11 protein-coding genes and 1 pseudogene are annotated in these 24,311 nt (G+C 74.7%); 5 read left to right on the forward strand and 7 right to left on the reverse strand.

Annotation, left to right across the window (positions count from 1 at the left end):
• Positions 1–547: 547 nt before the first annotated feature.
• Together ACFYW3_RS28445 and ACFYW3_RS28450 are read right to left on the reverse strand one after the other, a co-directional pair.
• A complete protein-coding gene (locus tag ACFYW3_RS28445; RefSeq protein WP_389387767.1) occupies positions 548–2,803 on the reverse strand; it encodes an MMPL family transporter in 2,256 nt (751 codons plus the stop codon).
• Positions 2,804–2,894: 91 nt separating this feature from the next.
• The gene (locus ACFYW3_RS28450; RefSeq protein WP_351762808.1) at positions 2,895–3,494 is read right to left on the reverse strand and encodes a hypothetical protein; all 600 of its coding nucleotides are present in this window, start codon (positions 3,492–3,494) and stop codon (positions 2,895–2,897) included.
• 614 nt (positions 3,495–4,108) lie between these two features.
• On the opposite strand from ACFYW3_RS28450, the gene ACFYW3_RS28455 reads away from it, so the two are divergent.
• Complete coding sequence (locus ACFYW3_RS28455) at positions 4,109–4,753, forward strand: FMN-binding negative transcriptional regulator (protein WP_389387768.1); 645 nt, start codon at positions 4,109–4,111, stop codon at positions 4,751–4,753.
• A 480-nt stretch (positions 4,754–5,233) separates the two neighbouring features.
• On the opposite strand, the gene ACFYW3_RS28460 is transcribed toward ACFYW3_RS28455, so the two are convergent.
• From ACFYW3_RS28460 to ACFYW3_RS28480, 5 genes are all read right to left on the reverse strand, one after another.
• Positions 5,234–5,914, reverse strand: coding sequence for an LmbU family transcriptional regulator (locus ACFYW3_RS28460; RefSeq protein ID WP_389387769.1), 681 nt, complete (start codon positions 5,912–5,914; stop codon positions 5,234–5,236).
• Between the two features lie 974 nt (positions 5,915–6,888).
• Entirely contained in the window at positions 6,889–7,416 is a 528-nt protein-coding gene (locus tag ACFYW3_RS28465) for a hypothetical protein (RefSeq protein ID WP_053683044.1), read from the reverse strand.
• A 75-nt stretch (positions 7,417–7,491) separates the two neighbouring features.
• Complete coding sequence (locus tag ACFYW3_RS28470) at positions 7,492–10,794, reverse strand: amino acid adenylation domain-containing protein (RefSeq protein WP_389387770.1); 3,303 nt, start codon at positions 10,792–10,794, stop codon at positions 7,492–7,494.
• A 59-nt stretch (positions 10,795–10,853) separates the two neighbouring features.
• Positions 10,854–11,693, reverse strand: coding sequence for an SDR family oxidoreductase (locus ACFYW3_RS28475; protein ID WP_063839654.1), 840 nt, complete (start codon positions 11,691–11,693; stop codon positions 10,854–10,856).
• A gap of 6 nt (positions 11,694–11,699) precedes the next feature.
• Complete coding sequence (locus tag ACFYW3_RS28480; protein WP_053683046.1) at positions 11,700–12,398, reverse strand: thioesterase II family protein; 699 nt, start codon at positions 12,396–12,398, stop codon at positions 11,700–11,702.
• 557 nt (positions 12,399–12,955) lie between these two features.
• Between ACFYW3_RS28480 and ACFYW3_RS28485 the strand changes: the two are divergent.
• From ACFYW3_RS28485 to ACFYW3_RS28500, 4 genes and pseudogenes are all read left to right on the forward strand, one after another.
• Positions 12,956–14,407, forward strand: a pseudogene (locus ACFYW3_RS28485) (amino acid adenylation domain-containing protein); the annotation flags it as partial.
• A 321-nt stretch (positions 14,408–14,728) separates the two neighbouring features.
• The gene (locus ACFYW3_RS28490) at positions 14,729–19,390 is read left to right on the forward strand and encodes a condensation domain-containing protein (protein ID WP_389387807.1); all 4,662 of its coding nucleotides are present in this window, start codon (positions 14,729–14,731) and stop codon (positions 19,388–19,390) included.
• Between the two features lie 11 nt (positions 19,391–19,401).
• Positions 19,402–20,184, forward strand: coding sequence for a thioesterase II family protein (locus ACFYW3_RS28495; protein WP_389387771.1), 783 nt, complete (start codon positions 19,402–19,404; stop codon positions 20,182–20,184).
• A complete protein-coding gene (locus ACFYW3_RS28500) occupies positions 20,181–23,999 on the forward strand; it encodes an SDR family NAD(P)-dependent oxidoreductase (RefSeq protein WP_389387772.1) in 3,819 nt (1,272 codons plus the stop codon). The genes ACFYW3_RS28495 and ACFYW3_RS28500 overlap by 4 nt, the downstream gene beginning before the upstream one ends.
• The last annotated feature ends 312 nt before the right edge of the window (positions 24,000–24,311 follow it).

Consider the following 24,311-nt stretch of genomic DNA (forward strand, 5'->3'; position numbering starts at 1 on the left):
AATCCGGGTTGCGCTGATCACCGACTGTCGTCGGAACCCGTCCCCAGCCAGGGCCGAGGGTCGTCTCGGCAGGAGTATCCGTGGTTGAACTTGCCCCAGGGATAGGGTTGTTGAGCGCGCCGCGGTTCGTTCTGACGGCCACCTTGGCGACCGGCGACGGGTGTCGAGCGTCGGGTGTCGGCGTGTCGGTTGCGGGAGCCTCGGCGGTGCTCTGCCGGCCGTCGTTCCCCAGTGGGTCGGGCTGGTCTACGGTGCGCTCTTCGCGATTCCGTTGATCAACTCGACATGGATCGGAGACCCGACGGGGACCGGGAGGGCATCTGAGAGGGGTGTCCGCACGTGTGCGGACACCCCTCTGCTTGTCAGACGGCTTCTCGGCGGCTTCTCGGCGGCGGCCTTTCAGGCGGCGCGTCAGGTGGCTGCTGTCGAGATGCCATGGGCGGCGTCCCGACTCGCGCCGGGCCAGGACCCCGCCGGGGCCGGGGCGGCCCAGGCAGCGGTTGGAGGGACCGTCCGGGCGCCGGTCCGTCGGGCGGTCCCTCCCCGGTCACGCCTGCCGGTCGGGGCGGACGCCGGCCGACTCGGTACGCCTGCCGGGCGGGACCGTTGCGGCCGGGCCGGTCGGTGACAGCCGGGCCCCCTCCACGTCCATGTCGGGCAGGACCCGGTCGAGCCAGCGGGGGATCCACCACGCCCGGTCATCCAGTAGGGCGAACAGTGCCGGCACGATCGCCATCCTGACGACGAACGCGTCGAACAGCACCGCGACCGCCAGCCCGAAACCGATCATCTGGATGAAGTCGTTGTCCTGCAGGATGAAGCCCGAGAACACGCTGATCATGATGAGCGCCGCGGCGGCCACCACCCGGCCGCCGTACCGGAACCCGGTCACCACGGCCTCCCGGGTGGAGGCCCCGTGGGTGTACGCCTCCCGCATCCGGGTCACCAGGAACACCTCGTAGTCCATCGCCAGGCCGAAGACCACACCGATCATGAAGATCGGCATCGTGCTCATCACGGGACCGGGCTCGTCCACCCCGAAGACGTCCGCCAACCAGCCCCACTGGAACACCGCCACGACCGCGCCGAGGGCGGCGGCGACCGACAGCAGGAAGCCCAACGCGGCCTTGAGCGGCACCAGGACGGACCGGAAGACCAGCATCAGCAGCACGAACGCCAGCCCGACGACCAGGGCGAGGTAGGGCACGAGCGCCTTGTCCAGGGTCTCGGAGAAGTCGATGAACATCGCCGTCTGTCCGGCTACCAGGACACGCCCTCCGGTGTCTCCCTCGATCTCGTGGGCGGCCTCGCGCAGGGAGCGGACCAGGTCCTCGGTCTTCAGGTCGGCGGGGCCGGTGGCCGGGACCAGGTTGACGATCGCGGTGTCGCCCGCCTTGTTGGCCTGCGGCGGGCTCACCGAGACCACGCCGTCCTGGCGGGCGAGTCGCTCGCCGACGGTCACCGCGACGGCCGCCGCGTCGTCGGCCTCCACCGTCACCATCAGGGGGCCGTTGGAGCCGGGCCCGAACGACTCGGTGACCAGGTCGTAGGCCTTGCGCTGGGTCGTCTCGACGGCCATCGTGCCCTCGGACGGGAGCCCGAGTTCCAGGCCGGCGGCGGGGACGGCGACGGCGCCGAGCCCGACCACACCGATCAGGAGCACCGCGACCGGCCGCCGCAGCACCAGGCCGGCCCAGCGCACCGCGAGGTTGCCGTCCGCCCGGCCCGCCCGCTTCTCGGCCTTGCGCAGTGTGCGCGCCGAGGCGGGCTTGCCGTAGTGCTGGGCGCGGTCCCGGCGGCGCAGCACCTTGATCGGGGCGAACCCGAGGAGCGCGGGTACGAGGGTGACGGCGACCAGGACGGCGACGAGGACGGTGCCGGCGCCGGCCAGGCCCATCTTGGTCAGCAGCGGGATGTCGACGACGGCGAGGCCGGCGAGGGCCACGATCACGGTCAGGCCCGCGAAGACGACGGCCGAACCGGCGGTGCCCACGGCCCTGCCCGCGGCCTCCTCCCGCTCCCGCCCGTCGCCGATTTCCGCGCGGTAGCGGGAGATGACGAACAGGGCGTAGTCGATGCCCACGGCGAGGCCGAGCATCAGCGCGAGGGTCGAGGTGGTGGAGGACAGACCGAGGGCGCTGCCCAGTGCGACGATGCCGCAGATGCCCACGCCGACGCCCAGCAGTGCGGTCAGCAGCGGCATGCCGGCCGCCACCAGGGAGCCGAAGGTGGCGAGCAGGACCAAGGCGGCGACGGTGAGCCCGATGATCTCGCCCGACCCCATCGACTGGGACGGCGGCACCGCGTCGCCGCCCATCTCCACCGTCAGGCCGCTCGCGCGGGCGTCGGACACGGCCTTGGTGAGCGCGGCGTGCGTCTCCGGGCTGATGCTGGTCGCCCCGACCTCGTAGGCGACGGACGCGTAACCGGTGGTGCCGTCCTTGCTGACGGCCTGACCCCGGAACGGGTCGACGACGCTGACGACTTCGGGCGAGCGGGTGAGGTCGGCGACGAGTGCGTCGACCTTCGCCTTCTGCGCCGGGTCGGCGAGTTTGGCGCCGGCCGGTGCCCTCACCACGACCCGGGCCTTGGCGCCGTCGGTGCTGATGTCGGGAAACTTCTCCTTGAGGAGGTCGTAGGCCTTCTGGGTCTCCGTACCCGGCATGGTGAACGTGTCGGAGGGGAGGGGCGGGGCGGAAGCGGCGGCGAGCACCCCGCCCGCGAAGACCAGCATCCACAGCAGGAGGGTGAGGCCCCTGCGGCGGAAGGCCAGGCGGCCGAGTTTGTACAGGACTGTAGCCACAGCGAAAGAGCTCCTAACCGGACGTGCCGGGCAAGCGGTGGGCCGGGGGTGTGGGGCGACGGATCGTGGGGGTCGTGGAGGGTGTGGGGGCTCACGTGCCGTCGTCCGGCACGTCCCGTGCGGGTGGCGGGCCCGGGGCGCCGGCCGGCGGGCCGCCGGTGAGGGCCCGGAAGACGTTGTCCAGGTCCGGGGTGTGCACGGTGAGGGTCTCGGCTTCGATCGACGCGCGGTCCAGTACGTCCAGGACGGACCGGATCGCGTGGATGCCGCCGTCGGTGGGGACATAGAGGGCCAGGGCGTCGTCGTCCCGCGGCACCGGTCCGAAGGCCGCGACCGCCGATTCGTACGCGGGCGCGTCGGCGAACCGGAGCCGGATGTGACCGCGCGGGTCCTCGGGAGCGGGCACGGCCGGGCGCCGGGACCCGCGGGGCCCGGTCCGGCCGGTGTCCGGGGCCGGAGGGGTCACCACGAACTCCGGTGCCAGGCCGTCGAGCCGCAGGACCACGGAGCCGGGGGCCAGCTCACGGCTGACCTGACTCATGGCTTCGGACAGGGCGTTGAGCAGGACCAGCCTGGTCGCCGACTCCAGCGGGGCGGCGAGCCGATCCGCCAGCGCGCGGGTGTCGTTACCCGCCTCGGCGACGGCCGCAAGCTCGCGTCGGAGGTGCTCGACATACGGCGTGAGGTCCATGACGTCATGATGGCACATCAGTGACGCCATTCCAGGGCCTGTGGGCGCCATCCGGCGATTTGGCCGGATCGCGCCGGGTGGAGTGTGTGGCTGAAATGTCGTGTTTTGAAGGGCATTTGCTGTTACGTCATGCGGTATTTGGCGAGGAGATGGGGTGCGGAATGACGCCACTCGTGGCGCCATCACCTGATGTGGCGTCGGTGGAGGCGTGGTCGCCGTCCACGGGTGCCGCGGCGGACGATCCGTCACCGCACCGCACCGCACCGCACCGCACCTCGGCGAGGCCGTGCCGCCGCGACACCGCACCTCGCCGAGGTGGCACCGCCACCGCACCGGTCACCGCATCTCGGCGAGGCCGTGCCGCTCCGCCCTCGGCGAGGCCGCGCGCGGAGCCTCGCTGCGCCGAGTCCCCGTGCCTGCGACGGCAATCCGGGATTCCACGTCTTTCCGGCCGCATTCGGACGCGCCCCGGGGCCAGAACTCTTGTCCCGTCGACGGGACAGCGGTCAAATGGCATTCCTGATCGGGCTCCGCCCACCCGGAATGCGAATCCCGAATACCCGTGGGCGTGCCGACTTCGCACCGCAGGGCCACCGAAGGGACGGTTCTTCCCCGTGTTCGTACCCGCTTTCTATCGCCAGCCGGAAACCTCGTGGATGGTCGATCTGATCAGAAACAACCCCCTCGCCCTCATGGTCGCCAACTCGGCAGGCCAGGATGCCCCGTTCGCCACGCACCTGCCGGTCATACCCGATCCGGACGCCGACGGTCCGTGGGCGCCGGACCTTTCCGGCACGATTCTGCTCGGGCACATGAACAGGGCCAATCCCCACTGGCGCGCCATGGAGACCGGTGATTCGGCGCTGCTTGCGTTCACCGGCCCGCACGCCTATGTATCACCCACCGTTTACGAAAGGTCCCCGGCGGCGCCCACTTGGAATTTCACCTCGGTCCATGTGCGCGGCAGCATCGTGAAGATCGAGGACACCGAGGAAACCCTTCACGTCGTGAAGAGCACCGTGCGGGCATTCGAGAAGGATTTCGGAGCCGACTGGGACATGGAGGAATCCCTCGGGTATTTCCGCCAGATCCTGCCCGGCGTCGGCGCGTTCCGCCTGACGGTGTCGGGAGCCGACGGCATGTTCAAACTGAGTCAGGAACAGGAGCCGGAGGTTCGTGACCGCGTCCGGCGGGACTTCGGCCGCCGGGACTGCGGCCGGCACCGCGAGACCGCGGCGCTCATGGGTCGGCTCGCGTGACGGCAGGCCGCCGGGGCCAGGGCCCGTACCCCGAGGTCGGGTTCCCGTGGTTGCCGCCACACTCCGGTTGACGGGGTGCGAGGCACTTCGAGATCCGGTACCCGCTTCTGAGACCCCGCCGCGGCAGCCGGCGGCGTGGCTCCGACGAGAACACGAACGGTCTGCCGCGGCAGTACCTCGACAAAGGCGCCGAGCGGCGTGTCCACGACCCCGAGCACCTGGACGCGTAGCCGGCCGGCTCGACCGGTGCCCACGCGAAACGCTCGGCCGGGAATCCCCGGCCGAGCGCCTGCGTCAACTGCCCGGCGGCTGCCCCGCGGCCTGGTCAACACCACCACGTGGCGCGACGGCCACCGGAAACCATCCGGCTGCTGCGAGACCTGTGTCTCAATGGTGCTTCTGGGGCTGGTGCCATGCCTGGGGCTACCGGGCTACCGGGCTATCGGGCTACCGGCCCGTTCGTCCCGGCGGTGGTGCGGGTCACGCACTGAGGCCCGCACGTTCCTCCTCCTCCTCCAGTGTCCGCTCCGCGGCCCGGTCGAGGGTGGCGAGCACCCACTGCTCGAAGTCGATGCCCGACCGTGCGGCCGCCCGGTGCCACCACTGAATCCGATGGCCGGGCAGGGCCAGTTGTCGCGTCGGCTCGGCCGGCTTGTGCGCGCCGATCCCCTCCCGGCGTCCGAGCCGGACGGCATTGCGCAGCTGCTTGGTCGTCCATTCCATCTGCTCGGCCCGATCCAGCCACGTCTCCTGTTCCTCCGCGGACAGGGACGCCAGCTCCGCGTGATGCTGGAAGGTGAGCGCCGCCCGGCGCCGTCGTAAGTCGAAGCGCCTGGACACCCACGCGTAGTTGCGGAGCGTCTGGTACTGCAGGCCCGCGGCCCGGAGGCCGCGCTGGTAGCGGTCGGTGTAGTGGTCCTTGCCGTACACCAGCCAGTCACCGAGCCACCAGGACGAGGAGTTCACGATGCCGGAAAGCTGGCGTCCGGCTCGTTCCCAGTCATCGAAGGTCAGTCCGGCCGGTATCCGCAGACCCACGTTCGTCGTGAGTACCTGGCTGCGGGGTGCGGAGCCCTCCGCTCTTCGCTGGCACGGCACGGTCTCCGAACGCTTGCCGAAGTGCGCGACCTTGGATCCGTCTCTGTCGGCGGACTCGTTCATCCTTAGATCCTCCCGTGTGGATGTGGCGTGCATGGCGTCGGAGCACGGCCGGCCCCCATCAGGGCAGGGCGGGGTGCTCGTATCGGGGTGGGGCATCGGTGGAGGGCGCGTGCTGCCTCGGGGACCGGCCGGGTGCCGTTCCCGTCAACGGCTTGAAGACGGACCGAGGCCCGATGATTCCCGCGCGCCCCGGGATTCCGGTCGCGGGCCCCGGGGGCGGGACGAGGGGCGTGGCCCCGTGCGTCAGGCGCGGGGTGTCCGGGGCACGGTGTCCGGGGCGCGGCGCCGCCCCGCCGCCCGCCGGTCGCGGTCATGCGTCGGTCTCTTCGTCGCCGCGTACGCCCTGACCACAAGTCCTCCCCCGACTTGGCAGCTTCCGGCAGGCTGTTGCCCTCGATATCGAGCGGACCTCGAGGACGCGCCCGAAAGACCGTTCCAGTAGAACCCGCCACCGTCGCAATGTTCAAGGAACGTGCCCGTCGGCCGGACACAGTCGTCGGGCCGGTGCCGGCCCTCGCCGCGCGGGTAGGGCGGCCGTGGATGCGGATGCTCGGATTCCGCCTCCGGGGCAAGCCGATCCAGTCATCCGGAAGATCGGATTCCGCCACAGGGGGAGGGCTGGAGGGCAAGGAAGGGCCGCGGCCGACCACGGCCGGGACGGCGTGCGGGGCGCGCGGAGCGCGGAGCGTGCGCGAAGGGGCGTCGGCCCGGGGGTGGTGGGGCGTGCGCTCACGCGGACGGGGGGCCGGCCCGGCGGTGGTGGGGCGTGCGCCTCACGCGGAGGGAGGGTGTGCGCGTCACGCGGGCGGAGGGCGTGCGCTCACGCGGACGGGGGGCGTGCGGCGTCAGCCCGGCGGGCGGTGGGGCGTGCGCCTCACGCGGGCGGAGGGCGGTGCCCCGCATGCTCCGCGGCCCGCGCGGCGCACACGACCGGACCGGTCAGTCCCGCGCGGGCGGCGCCGGGGGCCGTGGGGTCACTTCACCCAGCCCGTGTAGCTCTGGCCGCCGTGTGGCGCGCGCGGTTCGGGGCGGCGGCCCGGCTCCTCGTGGCCGAGCATCCCCGAAGCCGCCCGGACGAGCCAGGCGTTGACCGACAGGCCCTCCCGGCCGGCCGCCTCCTCGATCCTGGCCTTCAGCTGCTCGGGCGGACGGAAGTTGATGCGGGAAGTGGCGCCGTCCTTCGCGGCGCTGCCGACGGGCAGTGGCGGCAGTGCGACGTCGAGCGGCTGCGCGGCGGGGCCCCCGGCCGGATCCTCGGACGGCGGGAGGGTGACGACGAAACGCGGGTCGAGGCCACGCAGCCGGACCTCGACGGAGCCCGGGGCGAGCTCCCGGGTGATCTCGTCCGCGGCCGCCGACAGGGCGTCGAGCAGGACCAGCCGGACGGCGGAGTTCAGCGGCGCGACCAGCCGTTCGGCGACTTCGCGCGTCTGCGCGTCGCCCGCCTCCGCGGCGGTCACCAGTTCCTGCCGCAGATCGTCGACATAGCGCATGAGTTCCATGGCGTCATCCTCACGCTGACGTGGGGCGACGTGCAAGTCGCCCGGCCCGGGCGGCCGGGTCGGCCGAGCGCCGGGCTACGCCGGCACCCCGGGCCGTGCGGCGTCGTCCGTGCCGCCGACCAGTCCCTCGACGAACGTGACGAACAGGGCCGCGGTGGAGTGGGTGTAGAAGTCGCGGACCGTCACGCGGGGCAGACCCCGCTCGCGCAGGGCGCCGAGCGCGTGCACGACCAGGAGCGAGTTGCCGCCGAGCTCGAAGAAGTTGTCCTCCGGGGTCACCTCGCGGCGCAGGCACGCGCTCCAGACCTCCAGCACCACCTTCGCCACACCACCTCCCTGGCCGGGGGAGTCCGCGCCGGGTGCGCCGGTCGTGGGGTCGTCGGCCGGGTTCCTCGCCGAGCCGGATCCGACGCCGCTCGCCCGTGCTGCCGCTCCGGCCGCTCCGGCCGCGGCGGGCGCGGGGAGCCGGGCGACATCGGGCTTGCCGTTGGCGGTCAGGGGGATGGCGGGCAGGACGGTGAGCGTCGAGGGGACCATGTACTCGGGCAGGATGCGGCGGGCTTCGTCGAGCAGCCCGCGCGGAGCGGTCGCGTTGTCGTGCTCCTCGGCGAGGACCACGTACGCGTCGATCCTCGCGCCCCCCGGACCGCCGCCCGCCGGACCGCCGCCCGCCGGACCGCCCCCCGGATCGCCCGCCGGACCGCCCGCCGGACCGCCCGCCGGCTCCCCGGGCGGATCCTGGGCGACCACGACGAGCGCGGCGTCCACGCCGGGGGTCGCGGCGAGTACGGACCGGATCTCGTCCAGCTCGATCCGGTGCCCGCGGACCTTGACCTGGTTGTCCAGCCTGCCGAGGTGGTCGAGTCGGCCGTCGGGGTGCAACCGGCCCTTGTCGCCGCTGCGGTAGAGACGTTCCCCGGTGACCGGATCGGTGACGAAGCGCTGCGCCGTCAGCTCCGCGCGGCCCAGGTAGCCGTGGGCCAGGCCCGCCCCGCCGACGTGGATCTCGCCCGCCGCCCCCGGCGGCAGCAGCCGGCCGCGCGCGTCGCGGACCGACAGCGACCAGCCCGGCAGGGCATGGCCCACCGACCGGGACCCGGCCGCGAGTTCGGCGGGGGTGACGGACTGCGCGGTGACGTGAACGGTGGTCTCGGTGATGCCGAACATGTTCACCACCCGGCAGAGGGCGGGGGAGTGGCGGGCGAACCACGGCCCCAGGACCCGTACGTCCAGCGGCTCACCGCCGAAGATCAGCAGCCTGACCGCCAGGTCCCGGCCCGCGGACCGATCGGTACGCACGAGCGGGGTGAAGGCGGATGGGGTCTGGTTGAGCACGGTGACCCGCTCCTCGGCCAGCAGCCGGTGGAACTCCTCCGTGTCGCGCGTGGTCCAGTACGGGACGACGACCAGTCGGCCCCCGGTCAGCAGGCAACCCCACATCTCCCACACCGAGAAGTCGAAGGCGGTGGAGTGGAAGAGGGTCCACACGTCGTCCGGGCCCAGCGCGAAGTCGGCGGAAGTGGCGTCGAGCAACGCGGTGACGTTGCGGTGCGGGATGACGACCCCCTTGGGGCGGCCGGTCGAACCCGAGGTGTAGATCACGTACGCGGCGTCGTCCGCCCCGTCCGCCCCGTCCGCCCCGGACGCCCCGTCCACCCCGTCCGCCCCGGACGTGGGAGCGGCTCGCGGGGAGGGCGGGAGCGGCGTGCGGGCCAGGTCCTCGACATCGGCCACCTGGACGCCGGGTACGGCCGGAAGGTGACCGGGATCGCCGATCACGATCGGGACCCCCGCGTCCTCGACGGTGTACCGCAACCGGTCCTGCGGGTACCGGAAGTCCATGGGGACGTACGCGCAGCCCGCCCGCAGGATGCCCAGCAACGCCGCGACGAGCGGCGTACCGCGGTCGAGGCAGACGCCCACCAGGCTGCCGGGGGAGACGCCGCGGGCCCACAGCCCGGCGGCGATCGCGTCGGCCCGATCCCGTAGTTGGCGATACGTCAGTGTCGTGGTGCCGTCCGTGACGGCGACGGAGTCCGGCGAGCGGCGCGCCACTTCCTCGAAGCGCCGGTCGATCCGCGGCGCGGCCGGGCGCGCCCGGCCGTCCGTCCCCGGGCGTTCCCCGCCGGCGGGCACCGGGGTTCCGAGGCCGCCGAGCCGCAGCACTTCCGCCGCCTCCGACGGTGCCAGCAGGGGCAGTGTCGTCAGGGGGCGGTCGTCGTCCGTCGCGAGCTGGCCCGCGGCGCGCTCCACCGCGGCGCAGAAGTGCTCCACGACCTCGGGGGCGAACACGCCCTCGTCGTACCAGGCGGACGCCCGCACGGTGCCGTCCGGGCCCTGTGCGCAGTGCAGGGCGAGCGGGAAGACCGGCGCCAGCGCGGGCAGGTGGGCGCCGGCCTCCTCGGCGGCGGTGGCCACCACCACCCCCACCGCGGGCAGCGCCTCGACGTCGGCGGCCCGGGCGGCCCGGGCGGCCCGGGCAGCGGCCGACAGCGCGGGCGCACCCGCGTCCTCGTCCACCGGGCCGATCCGAAGGACGGCCAACCCGTCGCCGTCCCGCCGGGTGTCCAGCAGGCCCACCTCCGCTTCAGGCTCGCCGGTGTACCGCGTGAGCGTCAGGGCCACGGCGGCGAGCAGCAGGTCCGAGTCCAGGGCGCCGCGGGGCAGGGCCAGGGCGCGGGCGCCGGCCACGCCGTGCCGGCCCGGGTCGCCGAGCCCCCAGTCGACGTGCGGCCGGCGGCCCCCGGGGGCCGTACCGGCGAGGGAGGGGACGACCGTCGCGGCACCGGTGGATTCCCCGACGGCCGTGGCCGCCGCGCCGGGTGCGACGCCCGTACCGGCGGCGGTGCCGTCGGCTCGGCCGGCGCCGCGCGCCGCGCCGGTACGCCCGTCGGCCGGGGGGCGCGCCCGCCCGGTCGCCACGTCCGCCAGTCGGCGCAGCGCGGTCGCCGGCACGGCGGACCGTTCCGCGACGAGGACCAGGTGCGCCGTGCCGTCGGTGTGGCTCAGCAGCGTGGCGCGTACCGGGGAGAGCCCGGCCCGGACCGGGCGCAGCGCCTCGCGGTGCAGCCGCTCCCGCGCGACCGCCCCCTCCGCGGGAGCCGGCACGGCCGTCTCCCACAGGCGGATGCCCTCCCCGGCGCCGCCGTCGACCGGCGAGGGTGCCGTGTCGGCCAGGCGGCGGCGCAGTGCCGCGGCGTCCACCGGGGCCGGTAGCGGCACGACCAGCGCGTGACAGTCCCGACCCCGGGCGGACAGCGGTCGGCCCGAGGGCAGGATCGCGTCCCAGAGGGGCGGGGTCCCGGGCTCCGCGTCCGCGGGGCGGGGTCGCTCCGCTGCCAGGACCGCCGGGTGCGGGGGTGCGGTCGGTGTCACCATGATCGGGTCTCCTGCCGGGGTCGGAGCGGTGGGATGCCTGAACGCCTGCGCCGGGGTGCTCACCTGCTCGTGAACCCTCCGTCCACGGTGATCACCGAGCCGGTGACCTGTCGTGTGTCGTCGCCGGCGAGCCAGGTGGCCGCGCCCGCGACGTCGGAGGTCTCCACGAACGCGTTCATCGGCTGGTCGCGAAGGAAGATCTCCTCGTACTGGCCGGCCGGCACGTCCAGCGAACGGGCGATCTCGGCCAGCATCCGGCCCTCGACCAGCGGGTTGTCGCGCACCGAACCCGGGCAGAGCGCGTTGACCCGCACCCGGTGCGGGGCGTAGTCGAGCGCCGCCGCCTTCGTCAGTCCGACGAGGCCGTGCTTGGCGGCGACGTACCCGCTGAAGTGCCGGTACCCGACGAGTCCCGCGGTGGAGGCGACGTTGACGATGCTCCCGGACCGCTGTTTCACCATCACCGGAGCCAGCGCTTTGATCATTCGCCAGGCGCCGGTCAGGTCGACGTCCAGCATCAGGGCCCAGTCGGCCTCGTCGATCTCGTCCAACACCAGACCCGAAGGTGCGGCGATCCCCGCGTTGTTGACCAGGACGTCCACTGCGTGGAACCGCTCCAGCACCTCCGTGACGGCCTCCCGGACCCGGACCGGATCGCGCACGTCCACCCGCGCCGTGACCACCGCGGCCCCGGCCCGCTCGCACAGTGCGGCCGTGTGCTCCAACTGCTCAGGGCTGCCGAGCGGGTAGCCCACGGCGGGCAGGTCGCCCGCGATGTCGAACAGCGCGACGTCGGCGCCCTCCCGCGCGAACCGGACCGCGCACTCCCTGCCGATCCCGCGGGCCGCGCCCGTGATCACCGCGGTCTTGCCCTCCAGCAACCCCGTCCCGGTACCCATGCCGGATCAGCTCCCGGTGACGGTGCGCAGCAGGGCCGCGGTGGAGTCCGCCAGGTACATGTGCCCGCCGGGCAGTTCGGCGTACCGGAACTCCGCTTCGGTGACCTGCGCCCACTGACGGGCGTGCTCGGCGGACACCAGTTCGTCGGTCGCGCCGCGCAGCGCCGTGACCGGGATCCGGAGCGGCACGTCCGAGGACGGCTTGTAGTTCTCGTGCATCGCGACGTCGGCGCGCAGCAAGGGCAGCAGCAGCTCCCGCAGGTCGGGGTCGTCGAACGCCGCGTGCCGGTACCCGGCGAACTCCTGGACCCGCAGCAGGAACTCCTCGTCGCTCAGGCCCGTGGCCCGCGCGTCGCGGCCGTTGAACGGCCCCGGCGAGCCGCTGACGAAGAGGCGCGCCGGACCGGGCCGGCCGAGCTCTTGGAGCCCGCGGGCCACCTCGTAGCCGAGGACCGCGCCCAGGCTGTGTCCGAAGATGCCGAACTCCTCGTACCCGGAGGTGAGTTCGTCGATCCGCGGGACCAGGGCGGCGGCGGCGTCGATGGCGTCGGTGAACGGCTCCTCCAGGAAGAGCTCCTCGCGCCCCGGCAGCTGTACCGGAATGACCCGGACGGCCGGCAGGGCGTCGGGCACCCAGGCACGGTAGAACCCCGCGCCGCTGCCGGCGAAGGGCAGACAGACCAACGGAAACGGCTGTGACGGCATGAGCTCCCCGTTCGTTTCGGGCATGTGGAAGGCCGGACCGCGGGCGGCGGGCCGGGCAGGACGACGGACCGGTCCGGACGCGGCGCCCCGGCCACGGCGCCCCGGACGCGCCGGTCCCCGACGGGTACCGGGGCGCGGTGCCCCCGGGCAGGTGGTGTGGTCCGCCGGTCGGGCAGGCGCGAGCGGCGCGTACGCGCCGCACCGTGCGACGTCGCACGGTGCCCGCCGGCCCGTCGCACGGGGCGCACCCCAGGTCGGCCGACGTTGTCGCGGAAGGTCCCGGAGGCGTCCGGCCGCTTCACCGTAAGCCGATCGAGGTGTCCTGTCGACAGCCGATCGAAGTGTCCTGTCGACGGGACGCACCCGCCGCGGCACCCGCCCCGGCGACCGCTTGACCCGGCCGGATCCAGAAGTGAAGGTGTGGGCAGTTCCCCGATCTGACGAGGCGCCCCGCGATGTCCGGGCGGTACGTCCGGGGCCCACCGCCCGCCCGGCGGACGAGCCGCGGTGGCTGCTCGAAGACCGAACTGTCCGATCGAAACCGTTCGCATGGGGTGATGGCTGTGCATGATCCGTTGGAGTCGGGCCGCTCGCCGGAGGTGGTCGCCGACGGGACCGGACCGCTCCCCGACCCGACGGTCCCGGCCCTGTTCGAGCGGCAGGCCCGCCTGACGCCCGAAGCCGTCGCCGTGGTCGGCGGCGACGCGCACCTGACGTACCGCGAACTCGACGAGCGGGCCGGGCACGTGGCCGCGGCGCTGACCGCGCGCGGCGTCGGACCGGAGTCACTGGTCGGCGTGTGCCTGCCCCGTTCCGCCGACACGGTCGTCGCACTGCTGGGCATCCTGAAGGCCGGCGGCGCCTACCTGCCGCTCGATCCCGACTACCCGGCCGAGCGGGTCGAGTTCATGTTGGGCGACGCGCGGCCGGTGCTGCTGCTGGAGGACGCGCGCCCGGTGCTGCCGGCGGACACGGCCCGGCGGCGCCCGCCCTCCCTGACCCTGCCGGAACTCCTCCGCGCCGACGGCCCGGGGAAGGCGGCGGACCCGGGCGCCACGGGAGACCGAGGCGGCGGCGCCGCCCCGCGCCGGCACCCCGCCGGCCTCACGTACGTGATCTACACGTCCGGCTCGACCGGGACGCCCAAGGGCATCGGCGTCACCGACCGGGACGTGGTGGCACTGGCCGGTGACAGCCGCTTCCGGGGCGGCGCCCACGCGAGGGTGCTCCTGCACTCCCCGCCGGCCTTCGACGCCTCCGTCTACGAACTGTGGGTCCCCCTCCTCAACGGTGGCCGGGTCGTGGTGAGTCCGGCCCTCGACCTCACCCCCGACGCCCTGGCCGCCGTCGTGGCCCGCCAGGGCATCACCGCGATCTGGCTGACCAGCGCCCTGTTCGACGTGCTGGTGGAGGAGGACGTCCACGCCCTGGCCGGGCTGCGCGAGGTCTGGGTGGGCGGCGACCGGGTCTCGCCTCGGTCCGTGGAACGGGCCATGGCCGCCTGCCCGGACATCACCTTCGTCAACGGCTACGGCCCGACCGAGACCACCGTCTTCGCCACCAGCCACCGCATCGCCCGTCGCCCTGCGTCCGAGGCCGGAAGCCAGGTGCCGATCGGCAGACCCCTGGACACCCTGCACGCCCGCGTCCTGGACGAGGCCCTGTGCCCCGTCGCCCCCGGCGCCCTGGGCGAGCTCTACGTCGCCGGCGCCGGCGTCGCCCGCGGCTACCTGAACCGTCCCTCGCTCACCGCCGGCCGGTTCACGGCCGACCCCTTCGGCCCCCCCGGCGGGCGCATGTACCGCACCGGCGACCTGGTCACCGTCGACACCGACGGAGACCTCCTCTACCAGGGCCGCGCCGACACCCAGGTCAAGATCCGCGGCTTCCGCATCGAACCCGGCGAGATCGAGGCGGCGCTGCTGGCGCACCCGGACGTCGCCCACGCCGCCGTCGTCGCGCGCGAGCACGGCACGGGCACGGCCCGGCAGCTCGTCGGGTACGTGGTCCCCGCCCGGCGGCGCGCCGCGGCCGACACCGGCGACGTCACCGACGGGCACCGTGCCGCCGCCCCGGCCGTCGGCCCGCCCCCGCCCGGCGCGGCCGGGAGCACCGGCGACCTCGGCGAACCCGGTTCCACCGACCTCGCCACCGACCTCGTTCGGGACGTGGCACAGCGCCTGCCCGCCTACATGGTGCCCGCCGCGATCGTGCTGCTGGAGCGGCTGCCCCTGACGGCGAACGGCAAGCTCGACCGGGCCGCGCTGCCCGCCCCCGGGCCCACCGGCGGCTCCCCTTACCGGGCGCCGCGCACCCCGCACGAGGAGGTCCTGGCCGCGGTCTTCGCCGAGGTCCTGGACCACCCCGGGATCGGCATCGACGACGACTTCCTCACCCTGGGCGGCGACAGCATCCAGTCGATCCAGGTCGTGGCCCGGGCCCGGGCCCTGGGCGTCGAAGTCACCTCCCGCGAGGTGTTCCGCCGCCGGACCGTGGCCGCGCTCGCCGCGGCCGCGGGCTCGGTCGACCCCCGGACGCGCCCCGTGCTTCCCGAACTCGCCGGCGGGGGCAGCGGCCCCATGCCGCTGATGCCGGTCGCGCACTGGATCGGCGACCACGCCCCCGGCTTCGGCCGGCTGCTCCAGGCGGTCGTCCTCGACCTGCCCGAGGACATCGACGAGGACGGCCTGGCCGCCACCCTCGCCGCCGTCCTCGACCGGCACGACCTGCTGCGGGCCCGCCTGACGGCCGACGGGATGTTCGTCGCGCCGCCCGACACCGTGGACGCCGCAGCCCTGATCCGCACCGTCGACCACGACGGCGTGTACTCCGGCGGGGCCTGGCGCGACCTGCTCGCCCGCGAACTCGACGCGCTGGCAGGCCGGCTGGACCCCGCGGCGGGGCGGATCGCCGCCTTCGTCCGGTTCCGCCCGCCGTCCGGGCCGGGACGACTGCTGATCGGCATCCACCACCTGGTGATCGACGGGGTCTCCTGGAAGATCCTGCTCCCCGACCTCGCCGCCGCCTGGAAGCAGGTCCGCGCGGGCCGCCGACCCGAACTGGCCACGCCGGTGACCTCCGCCCGGCGCTGGGCCCACGCCCTGGCCGAAGAGGCCCTGCGCCCCGAGCGGGTGGCCGAACTGCCGCGGTGGCGCGCCGTCGTGGACGGCCCCGACCCGGTTCTCGGCGCCCGCCGCCTGGATCCGGCCGTGGACGTGCGCGCCACCGTCGGCAAGGTGCGCGTACGGCTCTCCGCCGAGGTGACGGCGCCGCTGCTGACCACGGTTCCGGCCGCCTTCCACGGCGGTGTCAACGACGTGCTCCTCGCCGCGCTGGCCATGGCGGTCTCCGCGTGGCGCCGTGCCCGGGGCGTGGCGGAGTCCTCGACGCTGCTGCGCCTGGAAGGCCACGGCCGGGAGGAGGACGCCGTCCCCGGAGCCGACCTCTCCCGTACCGTCGGCTGGTTCACCAGCGTCTTCCCCGTACGGTTGGACCTCGCCGGCGCCGACCTCGACGACGCGTTCCGCGGCGGCCCCGCGGCCGGTTCCGTCGTCAAGACGGTCAAGGAGCAACTGGCCGCACTGCCCGGCAAGGGCCTCGGCTACGGCCTTCTGCGCCACCTCAACCCGGACACCGGCCCGGTCCTGGCCCCGTACGGACTGGGCCAGGTCGGCTTCAACTACCTCGGTCGGTTCTCCGCCGCCGACATGCCCGAGGAACTGCGCGGCCTGGGCTGGACGCAGACCCCCGAGGTGGCCGAGTACACCGAGTTCGCCGAACTCGATGCCGGACACGACCCGGCCATGCCCGCCCTGTGCGAGCTGGACGTCAACGCGATGGTCGCCGACACACCCGGCGGGCCCCGGCTGGGCGCCGTCTTCGGGGCGCCCGCGGGCGTGCTCTCCACCGCCGAGGTGGGCGAACTCGCCGGGCTCTGGCAAGACGCCCTGGAGGCGCTGGCCCGGCACACCGCCACCCCCGGCGCGGGCGGTCTGACCCCTTCGGACCTCCCAGTGCTGAAGGTGTCCCAGACCGAGATCGAGGCCTGGGAGAAGCAGTACCCCGGCCTCGCCGACGTGTGGCCGCCGACCACCACCCAAGCCGGTCTCCTGCACCACTCCGGGCTGGCCGGCGCCGACGCCGACACCTACCAGGTGCAGCTCGTGTTCGGGTTCACCGGCGCGGTCGACGCCGCCCGGATGCGCCGAGCCGGCCAGGCCCTCCTGGACCGGCACACCGGGCTGCGCACCGTCTACGCGGCCGGCGCCGAGGGCGACACCGTCCAACTGGTCGTCGACGGCGCGGAACTTCCCTGGCGGGAGGTCCGGCTGTCCGCGGCGGGGTTCGAGGACTTCCTCGCCGCCGACCGGGCCGTGCCCTTCGACACGGCGACGCCCCCGCTGCTGCGGATGACCCTCGCCCGCATCGTTCCCGGGGACGGGGACGGGGACGGGGACGGGGACGGGGACGTGGACGTGGACGTGGAGGGCGGCGGGGACGGGGACGGCGGCGGCCCGGGGGCAGGCGCCGCGGCCACCGGGCGGACCGAGGTCGTCCTCACCGCCCACCACGTCCTCTTCGACGGCTGGTCCGAACCGCTGCTGATGCGCGACCTGTTGGACCTGTACGCCGCCACCGCGGGTGCCCCGGCCCCCGTCGCGGCGCCCTCCTTCGCCGGATTCCTCGCCCTGCTCGGCCGCAGTGACGCCACCGCTTCCGCGGCCGCGTACACCGCCTCGCTGGAGGGGGTGGACGCCGCCACCCTGATCGCCCCCGACAGCGGCGCCACCAGCGGTACCGACGGCGACGCCACCGGGTTCGGCGAGCTGGAGCTGCCCCTGAACGCGGCCGAGGCCGAGGCCCTGACCCGCCGGGCCGCCGCCTGCGGCACCACCCCCAACAGCGTGCTCCAGGCGGCCTGGGCCGCGGTCCTCACCGAACTGACCGGCCGCACCGACGTGCTGTTCGGCACCACCGTCTCCGGCCGCCCGCCCGGCCTGGAGGATGTCGACTCCACCGTCGGGCTGTTCATCAACACCCTGCCGGTACGGGTCCGCGTCACCCCCGGTGAGCCGTTCGCCGACGTCGCCGCCCGGGTGCAGGACGACCAGGCCGCTCTGCTGGACCACCACGACTGCGCCCTCGCCGACCTCCACGAGGCCACCGGGCTGAAGGTCCTCTTCGACACCCTGGTCGTCTACCAGTCCCATCCCTTCGACCGCGCCGCCATCGCCCGGTCGGCCGCCGCGGCCGGACTGTCCGAGCCGACGTTCCGCAACATCGCCGGCTCCCACTACCCGCTCGTGGTGATGGCCGACCAGGACCCGGTGCCGCGCCTGCGCCTCCAGTACCGGCACGGCTCCCTCGACCGGGATCGAGTGGCCCGGATCGGCGACCGACTGACGCGTGTGCTGCGGGCGTTCGCCGCCGACCCGCGCGTCACGATCGCCGCCGCGTTGGCCCCCGCACCCGACGGTCCCCGCACGCGGACCGCCGCCCCGGCCCGGGCCCTGCCGGACCCGACGGTCCGGGCCCTGCCGGACCACGAGGCCCGGGCCGCCCGCGATGCCGACGCCCCGGCGCTCGTCACCGCCCGGGGGACGACCACCGCGGGCCGGCTGCCGGACCGCGCCGGCCGTCTCGCCGCCGCACTGCGCGCCACCGGAGTCGCACCGGCCGACGTCGTCGCCGTGGCCTGCACCGACCCGGCCGAACGGGCCGTGGCACTGCTGGCCGTGCTCACCGCGGGAGGCTGCGCCCTGCCGCTCGACCCCGCGGACCCCGCCGCCTGGACCACGGCGGTGCTCCGCGAGGCCCGCCCCGTCGCCGTCGTCACCGCGGCGGCTACCGGCCACCGCCCGTGGGGCGACCTGCCCGAGATCCCGGTGGAGCCAGGGCAGGACCTCCTCAAGGACGCGCCCGCCGCCGGTTCCGTCGTACGCCCCGCCTGGCCCGTCCACCACCCCGCATGGCCGGCCCTCCTGACCTACGCCCCGGACGCCGCGGCCCGCCCGTACGGGACCCTCCTCACACACGCCGCGCTCGCGGCCGCGACCGACGACCCGGCGGCACCCCCGACCACCCCCGCCGCGGAGCCCCTGTCCGCCGGCCCGGACACCCCCGCGGCCGACCTCCTCCGAGCCCTCCTGGCAGGCCGGACCATCGAGGTCCACGCAGGCGCGGACGCACCACCCGCCGGCCCCGCCGGCACCGGTCCGGCCCGGGTCCTCACCCCTTCGCTCGCCCCGGCCGATCCCGGTGCGACCGGCGAGCTCTACCTGACCGGGCTGCGCGCCCAGGGCGGGGCCCACGCCACCGTGCCGACCGCCGCCCGGTACGTCGCCGACCCGTACGGGCCGCCCGGATCCCGCATGTACCGCACCGGGCTGAGCGTCCGCGCCGATGTCGACGGCGGCGTGCCGCGGGCGGGGACCGAAGACCCCGGGACCGGTCACCGGGCCGTACGGGCCGTCCTGCTGGACCACCCCGATGTCGTGGCGGCGGCCGCCGTGCCTCCCGCGGACCCGGCCAGCGGCCCCGCCCCCGCCGCGTACGCCGTGCTGCGCGAGCGAGCCGCCGTCACCGGCGAGGAACTGCGCGGCCACGTCGCGGGCCTGCTCCCGCGGCACCTGGTGCCCGGCACCGTGCAGTTGCTCGACCGGTTGCCGCTGACCGCCACCGGACGCCTGGACACCCGAGGACTGCCCGCGCCCGCCACGCCCCGGCGCGCACCGGGCGACGCCCGCGAAAGCAGGCTGACCCGGCTGTTCACGGCCGTCCTGGGACGCGAACACGTCGGCGTGGACGACGACTTCTTCGCCCTCGGCGGCAACTCCCTGCTCGCGACCCGCCTCATCGGCCGGATCCGCAACGAGCTGGGCGTCGAGGTCTCCATCCGCGCCGTCTTCCAGCACGCCACCGCCGCCGCCCTCGCGGCGCACTGGGACGAGATCGCCACCGCGAGCGGCCCCCGCTTGCGCAAGATGAGCTAGGAGGACCCAGCATGACCGTCCAGAGCGCGGAGCTCGTCTCCGAGGCCCCGTACATCTGGCGCGCCCGGCGGCCCGACAGCCGCCACCGCCTGATCTGCTTCCCGCACGCCGGCGCCGGCGCCACCGCCTACGCCGACTGGGTGCCCCTGCTGCCCCCCGACATCGAGCTTGTCGCCGTCCAACTGCCGGGCCGTCAGAACCGCATCGTCGAAGAGCCCTTCATCGAGGTCGCCCCGCTGGTCCAGACCCTCGTCCACGCGCTGCGGCCGGTCCTGGGCGGCTCGTTCTCCTTCTTCGGGCACTCCTGCGGCGCCGCCCTCGCCTTCGAACTCGCCAAGGCGCTGCGGGCCCGGGGCGGGCCGGTTCCCCGGGCCCTGTTCCTCTCCGCGCAGCCCGCCCCCGGGGCCACCGGCGTACGGCCGCTGTACGACCTGCCCGACGAGGAGTTCCACCAGGCGATGACCGAACTCGGCGGGATCGACGAGGAGATCGCCGCCGACGAGTTCGTGATGGCCTCCCTGCTGCCTGTGCTCCGGGCGGACTTCACCCTGTGGGAACGCCACCGCACCGCCCCGGACGTGCCACTGGACTGCCCGATCACCGTCATCGCCGGCGACGGCGACCCCCGGGCCCCCAGGGAGTCCGTGGAGGGCTGGCGCGACCAGACCACCGGCGCCTTCGAGGTGCACTTCCGGCCCGGCGGCCACTTCTACTTCATGGACTCGCCCGCCGGGGTCGTCGACCTGATCGCGGCCCGAGTACCGGCCGCGCGGCAACCGGGGAGGACCGCGTGAGCGACCACCACGACCCGATCGCCGAGGCCCTGGACGCCGTCACCGAGGCCGTTCGCTCCGTACCGGGCGTCGGCGAGGCCGCTGCCGCCGTACGCCGCGGGTTGCGACCCGCCCCGGCCCCCCACCCGGCCGCGGCGCCGGCGGAGCCGGACCCCGCGGACGCCACCCCGGCCGACCTGGACGGCGGCCCGTTCACCGTCCCGGAGGGCGCGCCCGCCACCCTCCGGGAGGCCCTCGTCGCGGCGGCGGCGACCGCACCCGACAAGGGCACGATCTTCATCCGCAAGGGACGCGAGGACGTCCTGCGCACCTACCCCGAACTCCTGGACGCCGCACAGCGGGTGCTGAGCGGCCTGCGCGCCGCCGGCCTTCGGCCCGGAGACGCGGCGCTGTTCCAGTTCGACGACAACGAGGACTTCCTCACCGCCTTCTGGGCCTGTGTCCTCGGCGGGTTCGTCCCCACCCCGGTCGGCGTGGCCACGACCTACCGGGCGGCCAACGAGACCAACCGCAAGCTGCACAACGCCTGGACCCTGCTGGACCGGCCCGTGCTGCTCACCGACGATGCCACCGCGGGGGCGCTCGCCGACGTGCGCACGCTGTGGGACGAGCCCGAGGTCCGGATCCTCACCGTCGGCGCCCTGCTCGACCACGCCCCCCTCGCGCCCGCCGACTGGTTCGACGCCACCCCCGGGTCCCCGGTCCTCAACCTGCTGACCTCCGGCAGCACCGGCGTGCCCAAGTGCGTGCAGCACACCAACGCGAGCGTGGCCGCCCGCTCCCTGGCGGTCGCCGCGCACTGCGGGCTCACCGAGGACGACGTCAGCCTCATCTGGATGCCGTTCGACCACGTCACCGTCGCCATGTACAACGTCCGTGACGTGTTCCTGCGCTGCATGCACGTCAACGCCCGGATCGAGCACTCCCTGGGCGACCCGCTGCTCTGGCTCGACTGGGTGGACCGCTACCGGGCCACCAACCTCTGGGCCCCCAACTTCGTCTTCGCCATGGCCAACGAACGCGCCGACGAGATCCGAGCTCGTTCCTGGGACCTGTCCTGTCTGCGGGAGATCACCAACGCGGGAGAGCCCGTCATCGCCGCGACCAGCCACCGCTTCCTGGAGCTGCTGGCCCCGCACGGGTTGCCGGCCGACGCGATGCGGCCGGTGTGGGGGATGTCGGAGACCTGCTCCGGGGTCACCTACGCCCGCCAGCACCGGGACGACCGGGGGGCGGGTACGGTCGCGATCGACCCGGCGTCGCTCGGCGGCCTCGTGCGGCACCTCGACCCCGGCGCCAAGGAGGCCGTGGTGCTGTCCACCGTCGGCCGCCCGCTGCCCGGCGTCCGGCTCCGGGTCGTCGACGACGCGGGCCGGGTGCTGCCGGAGGGCCGCCTGGGCGAACTGCGGATCCGCGGACTGACCATGATGCGGGGCTACTTCGCCAACACGGAGGCCAACGCGGAGGCCTATGACGCCGACGGCTGGTTCCGCACCGGCGACCTGGCGTTCGTGCACGACGGCGAGGTCGTCATCGCCGGCCGCCGCAAGGACCAGATCATCGTCCGGGGCATCAACTACATGGCGCACGAGATCGAGAGCGTCGTGGAGCGCGTCGACGGCGTGCGGGTCAGTTTCAGCGCGGCCGCCGGCGTGCGCGAGCCCGGCGAGGAGTCCGACCGCCTGGTCGTCTTCCTGGTCCCGCGGCAGTGGGGCGAGGAGGCCCTGACGGCCACCGCCGAGTCGGTACGGTCCACCCTCGCCCGGGAGGCCGGGATCGCCCCCGACCTCGTCGTGCCCGTCACCGAGGCGGAGTTCCCCAAGACCCCCAGCGGCAAGATCCAGCGCAGCGCGCTCGTCGAGGCCTTCCGCTCCGGCGTCTTCGACGGTCGGGCGATCGGCGCGGACGAACCCGAAGCACCGGCGGACGCCTGGCTGTTCGAGCGCCGGTGGGGCCCCGCCCCCGCCGCGGCCCCCGCCCCGCGGGCCGCCGAAGGCCCGGACGCCGACGGTGTCCGCGTCGTCCTGGCCGAGGACACCGACCTGACCCGGCTCGCCGTCGACGGATCCGTCGTCACGGTCCGCCGGGGCGCCGGCCCGGTCAGGGAGGCACCCGGCCGGTACGCCGCCGCCCTCGACGACCGCGACGCCCTGCGCCTGCTCCTGGCGACCGTCGCCGCCGACCACGGCCCGGTCGGCACGGTGATCCTCACCCTGCCGCCCGAACCGGACAGCGACCCGCACGACCGCCTCGCACGGGCCACCGCCGAGTTCGCGGCGCTGGCCGGGGCGCTGGCGGACGGGGCCGCCGACGGTGCCGGGCTGCTCGTCCTCACCTCGGGCTCCGTCCACGCACAGGACGGCGACACCGTCGACCTGGGCACGTGTGCGCTGCCCGCCCTCGTACGGACCGCCGCGGACGAGGACCCCGGCCGGCCGATCCGGCTGGCGGACCTGCCCGCCACCGACCCCGGCGCCTGGCCGGCCGCGGTCCGCGGCGAACTCGCCGACCGCGACCGGCGCGGCGTCGTCGCCGTGCGCGGCGGCGCCCGGCTGCGGCCGCTGCTCGCCCCGGTGACCCCCGGGCCCGCCGCGGACCGGCGGGCCCCGGGCCTCCCGTCGGCGGGCGGCCGGTACCTGGTCACCGGTGGACTCGGCGGGATCGCCCACGACGTCGCCGGGTACCTGGTGGCCGCGCACGGCGCCCGCCTGCTCCTCGTCGGCCGCTCCCCGGCCGACGGCGAACGCGCGGACCGGCTCGCCGCACTGCGCGCGCTCGGCGACGTGGAGTACCGGCAGCTCGACGTCGCCGACACCGCCGCGTTGACCGCGGCCGTCGCCGCGGCCGAGGCCCGCTGGGGCAGCGGCCTGGACGGCGTGCTGCACCTGGCCGGGGCGGACCCGACCGCCCAATGGGAGGACCTGGAACGGCACACCGTCGCCCGCGAGACCCCCGAGGGGTTCGCCGCCCACTACCGGGCCAAGGTCGCCGGCACCCTCGCCGTCGCCGATGTCCTGGAAACCCGGCCCGACGCGCACCTGGTCCTCTTCGGCTCCGTCAACGGGGAATTCGGCGGCCATTCGTTCGGAGCCTATTCCGCCGCCAACGCGTTCCTCGCCGGATTTGCCGACCACTGGCACCACGAACGCCACCGCCCGGTTCACTGCCTGTCCTGGAGCATGTGGACCGGAACGGGAATGAACCGCGGACGCTCCGCGGCCGCTGCCGTGAGCCGCGGATTCCGCGTCATCGACCCTGCGGACGGACTCCAGTTGTTCCTCGACGCGGTCGCCTCACCGCACCACCGCCTCGCCGTGGGCCCGGACCCGTCGAATCCGGCCGTCATGGACGAGTTGGTCCCGGACCGGCTGCGGGCGGGCGAGGCGATCGTGGCGTACACGGCGGAGGGGGTGGCACCCGAGACGGTCCGGGCCGCCGCGGCGGCCGGTCTGCGCCGGTGTCCGGTCCCGATCCGGCTCGTCGAGGTGACGGCGGTCCCCAAGACGGCCGACGGGAACGTGGACACCGCCGCCCTGCTGCGCGACACCGCACCCGGACGGCCCCGCCGGGCCTTCACCGCGCCGGTCGGCGAACGCGAGGAGAAGCTGGCCGCGCTGTGGTCACAGGCCCTGGACGGCGCTCGCGTGGGACGCGACACCTCGTTCTTCGACCTGGGCGGGAACTCCATCCGCGCCACCCGGCTGCTGGCCCTGGTGGAGGACGCCTTCGCGGTCCGGGTCGGCACGCAGGAGCTGTACGAGCACCCCACCCTGGCGGCGATGGCCGAGGCGATCGGCCGCCGACGCGCGGCCTGACCGGCCGGCCCCCACGCCCCACCCGCACCCGCGTGCGCGCGCCGCGGTGGCCTTGTCCCGTCGCCGGGACAAGGCCACCGCGCACGGCGCCCCCTCCCGTCCGCGTTTCCTTGACCCCGCCGTGCGGCGGCGGGAAGTATGCGTCGTGGAAATCCGCGGTGGCGCCCACGAGAAGCGCCCGCACCGCGATGTGTGATTCCGATCCGGACCGCACCGCCGATTCTCCGGATTCCCGTGAACGTCGAACCGCCCCGCGACCGACGCCGAGGGCCGCGCCCGGACAGGCCTCGTCTGCGCAGAAGACCGATCGAG

Origin of the sequence: Streptomyces sp. NPDC002602 (genome assembly GCF_042889445.1) — a bacterium.
GTDB lineage: Bacteria > Actinomycetota > Actinomycetes > Streptomycetales > Streptomycetaceae > Streptomyces.

Bases quoted from the DNA above. Each gene is read 5' to 3' on its own strand.
- ACFYW3_RS28450 (WP_351762808.1), bottom strand. From the start codon at position 3,494: ATGGACCTCACGCCGTATGTCGAGCACCTCCGACGCGAGCTTGCGGCC.
- ACFYW3_RS28460 (WP_389387769.1), bottom strand. From the start codon at position 5,914: ATGAACGAGTCCGCCGACAGAGACGGATCCAAGGTCGCGCACTTCGGC.
- ACFYW3_RS28465 (WP_053683044.1), bottom strand. From the start codon at position 7,416: ATGGAACTCATGCGCTATGTCGACGATCTGCGGCAGGAACTGGTGACC.
- ACFYW3_RS28470 (WP_389387770.1), bottom strand. From the start codon at position 10,794: ATGGTGACACCGACCGCACCCCCGCACCCGGCGGTCCTGGCAGCGGAG.
- ACFYW3_RS28475 (WP_063839654.1), bottom strand. From the start codon at position 11,693: ATGGGTACCGGGACGGGGTTGCTGGAGGGCAAGACCGCGGTGATCACG.
- ACFYW3_RS28480 (WP_053683046.1), bottom strand. From the start codon at position 12,398: ATGCCGTCACAGCCGTTTCCGTTGGTCTGTCTGCCCTTCGCCGGCAGC.
- ACFYW3_RS28495 (WP_389387771.1), top strand. From the start codon at position 19,402: ATGACCGTCCAGAGCGCGGAGCTCGTCTCCGAGGCCCCGTACATCTGG.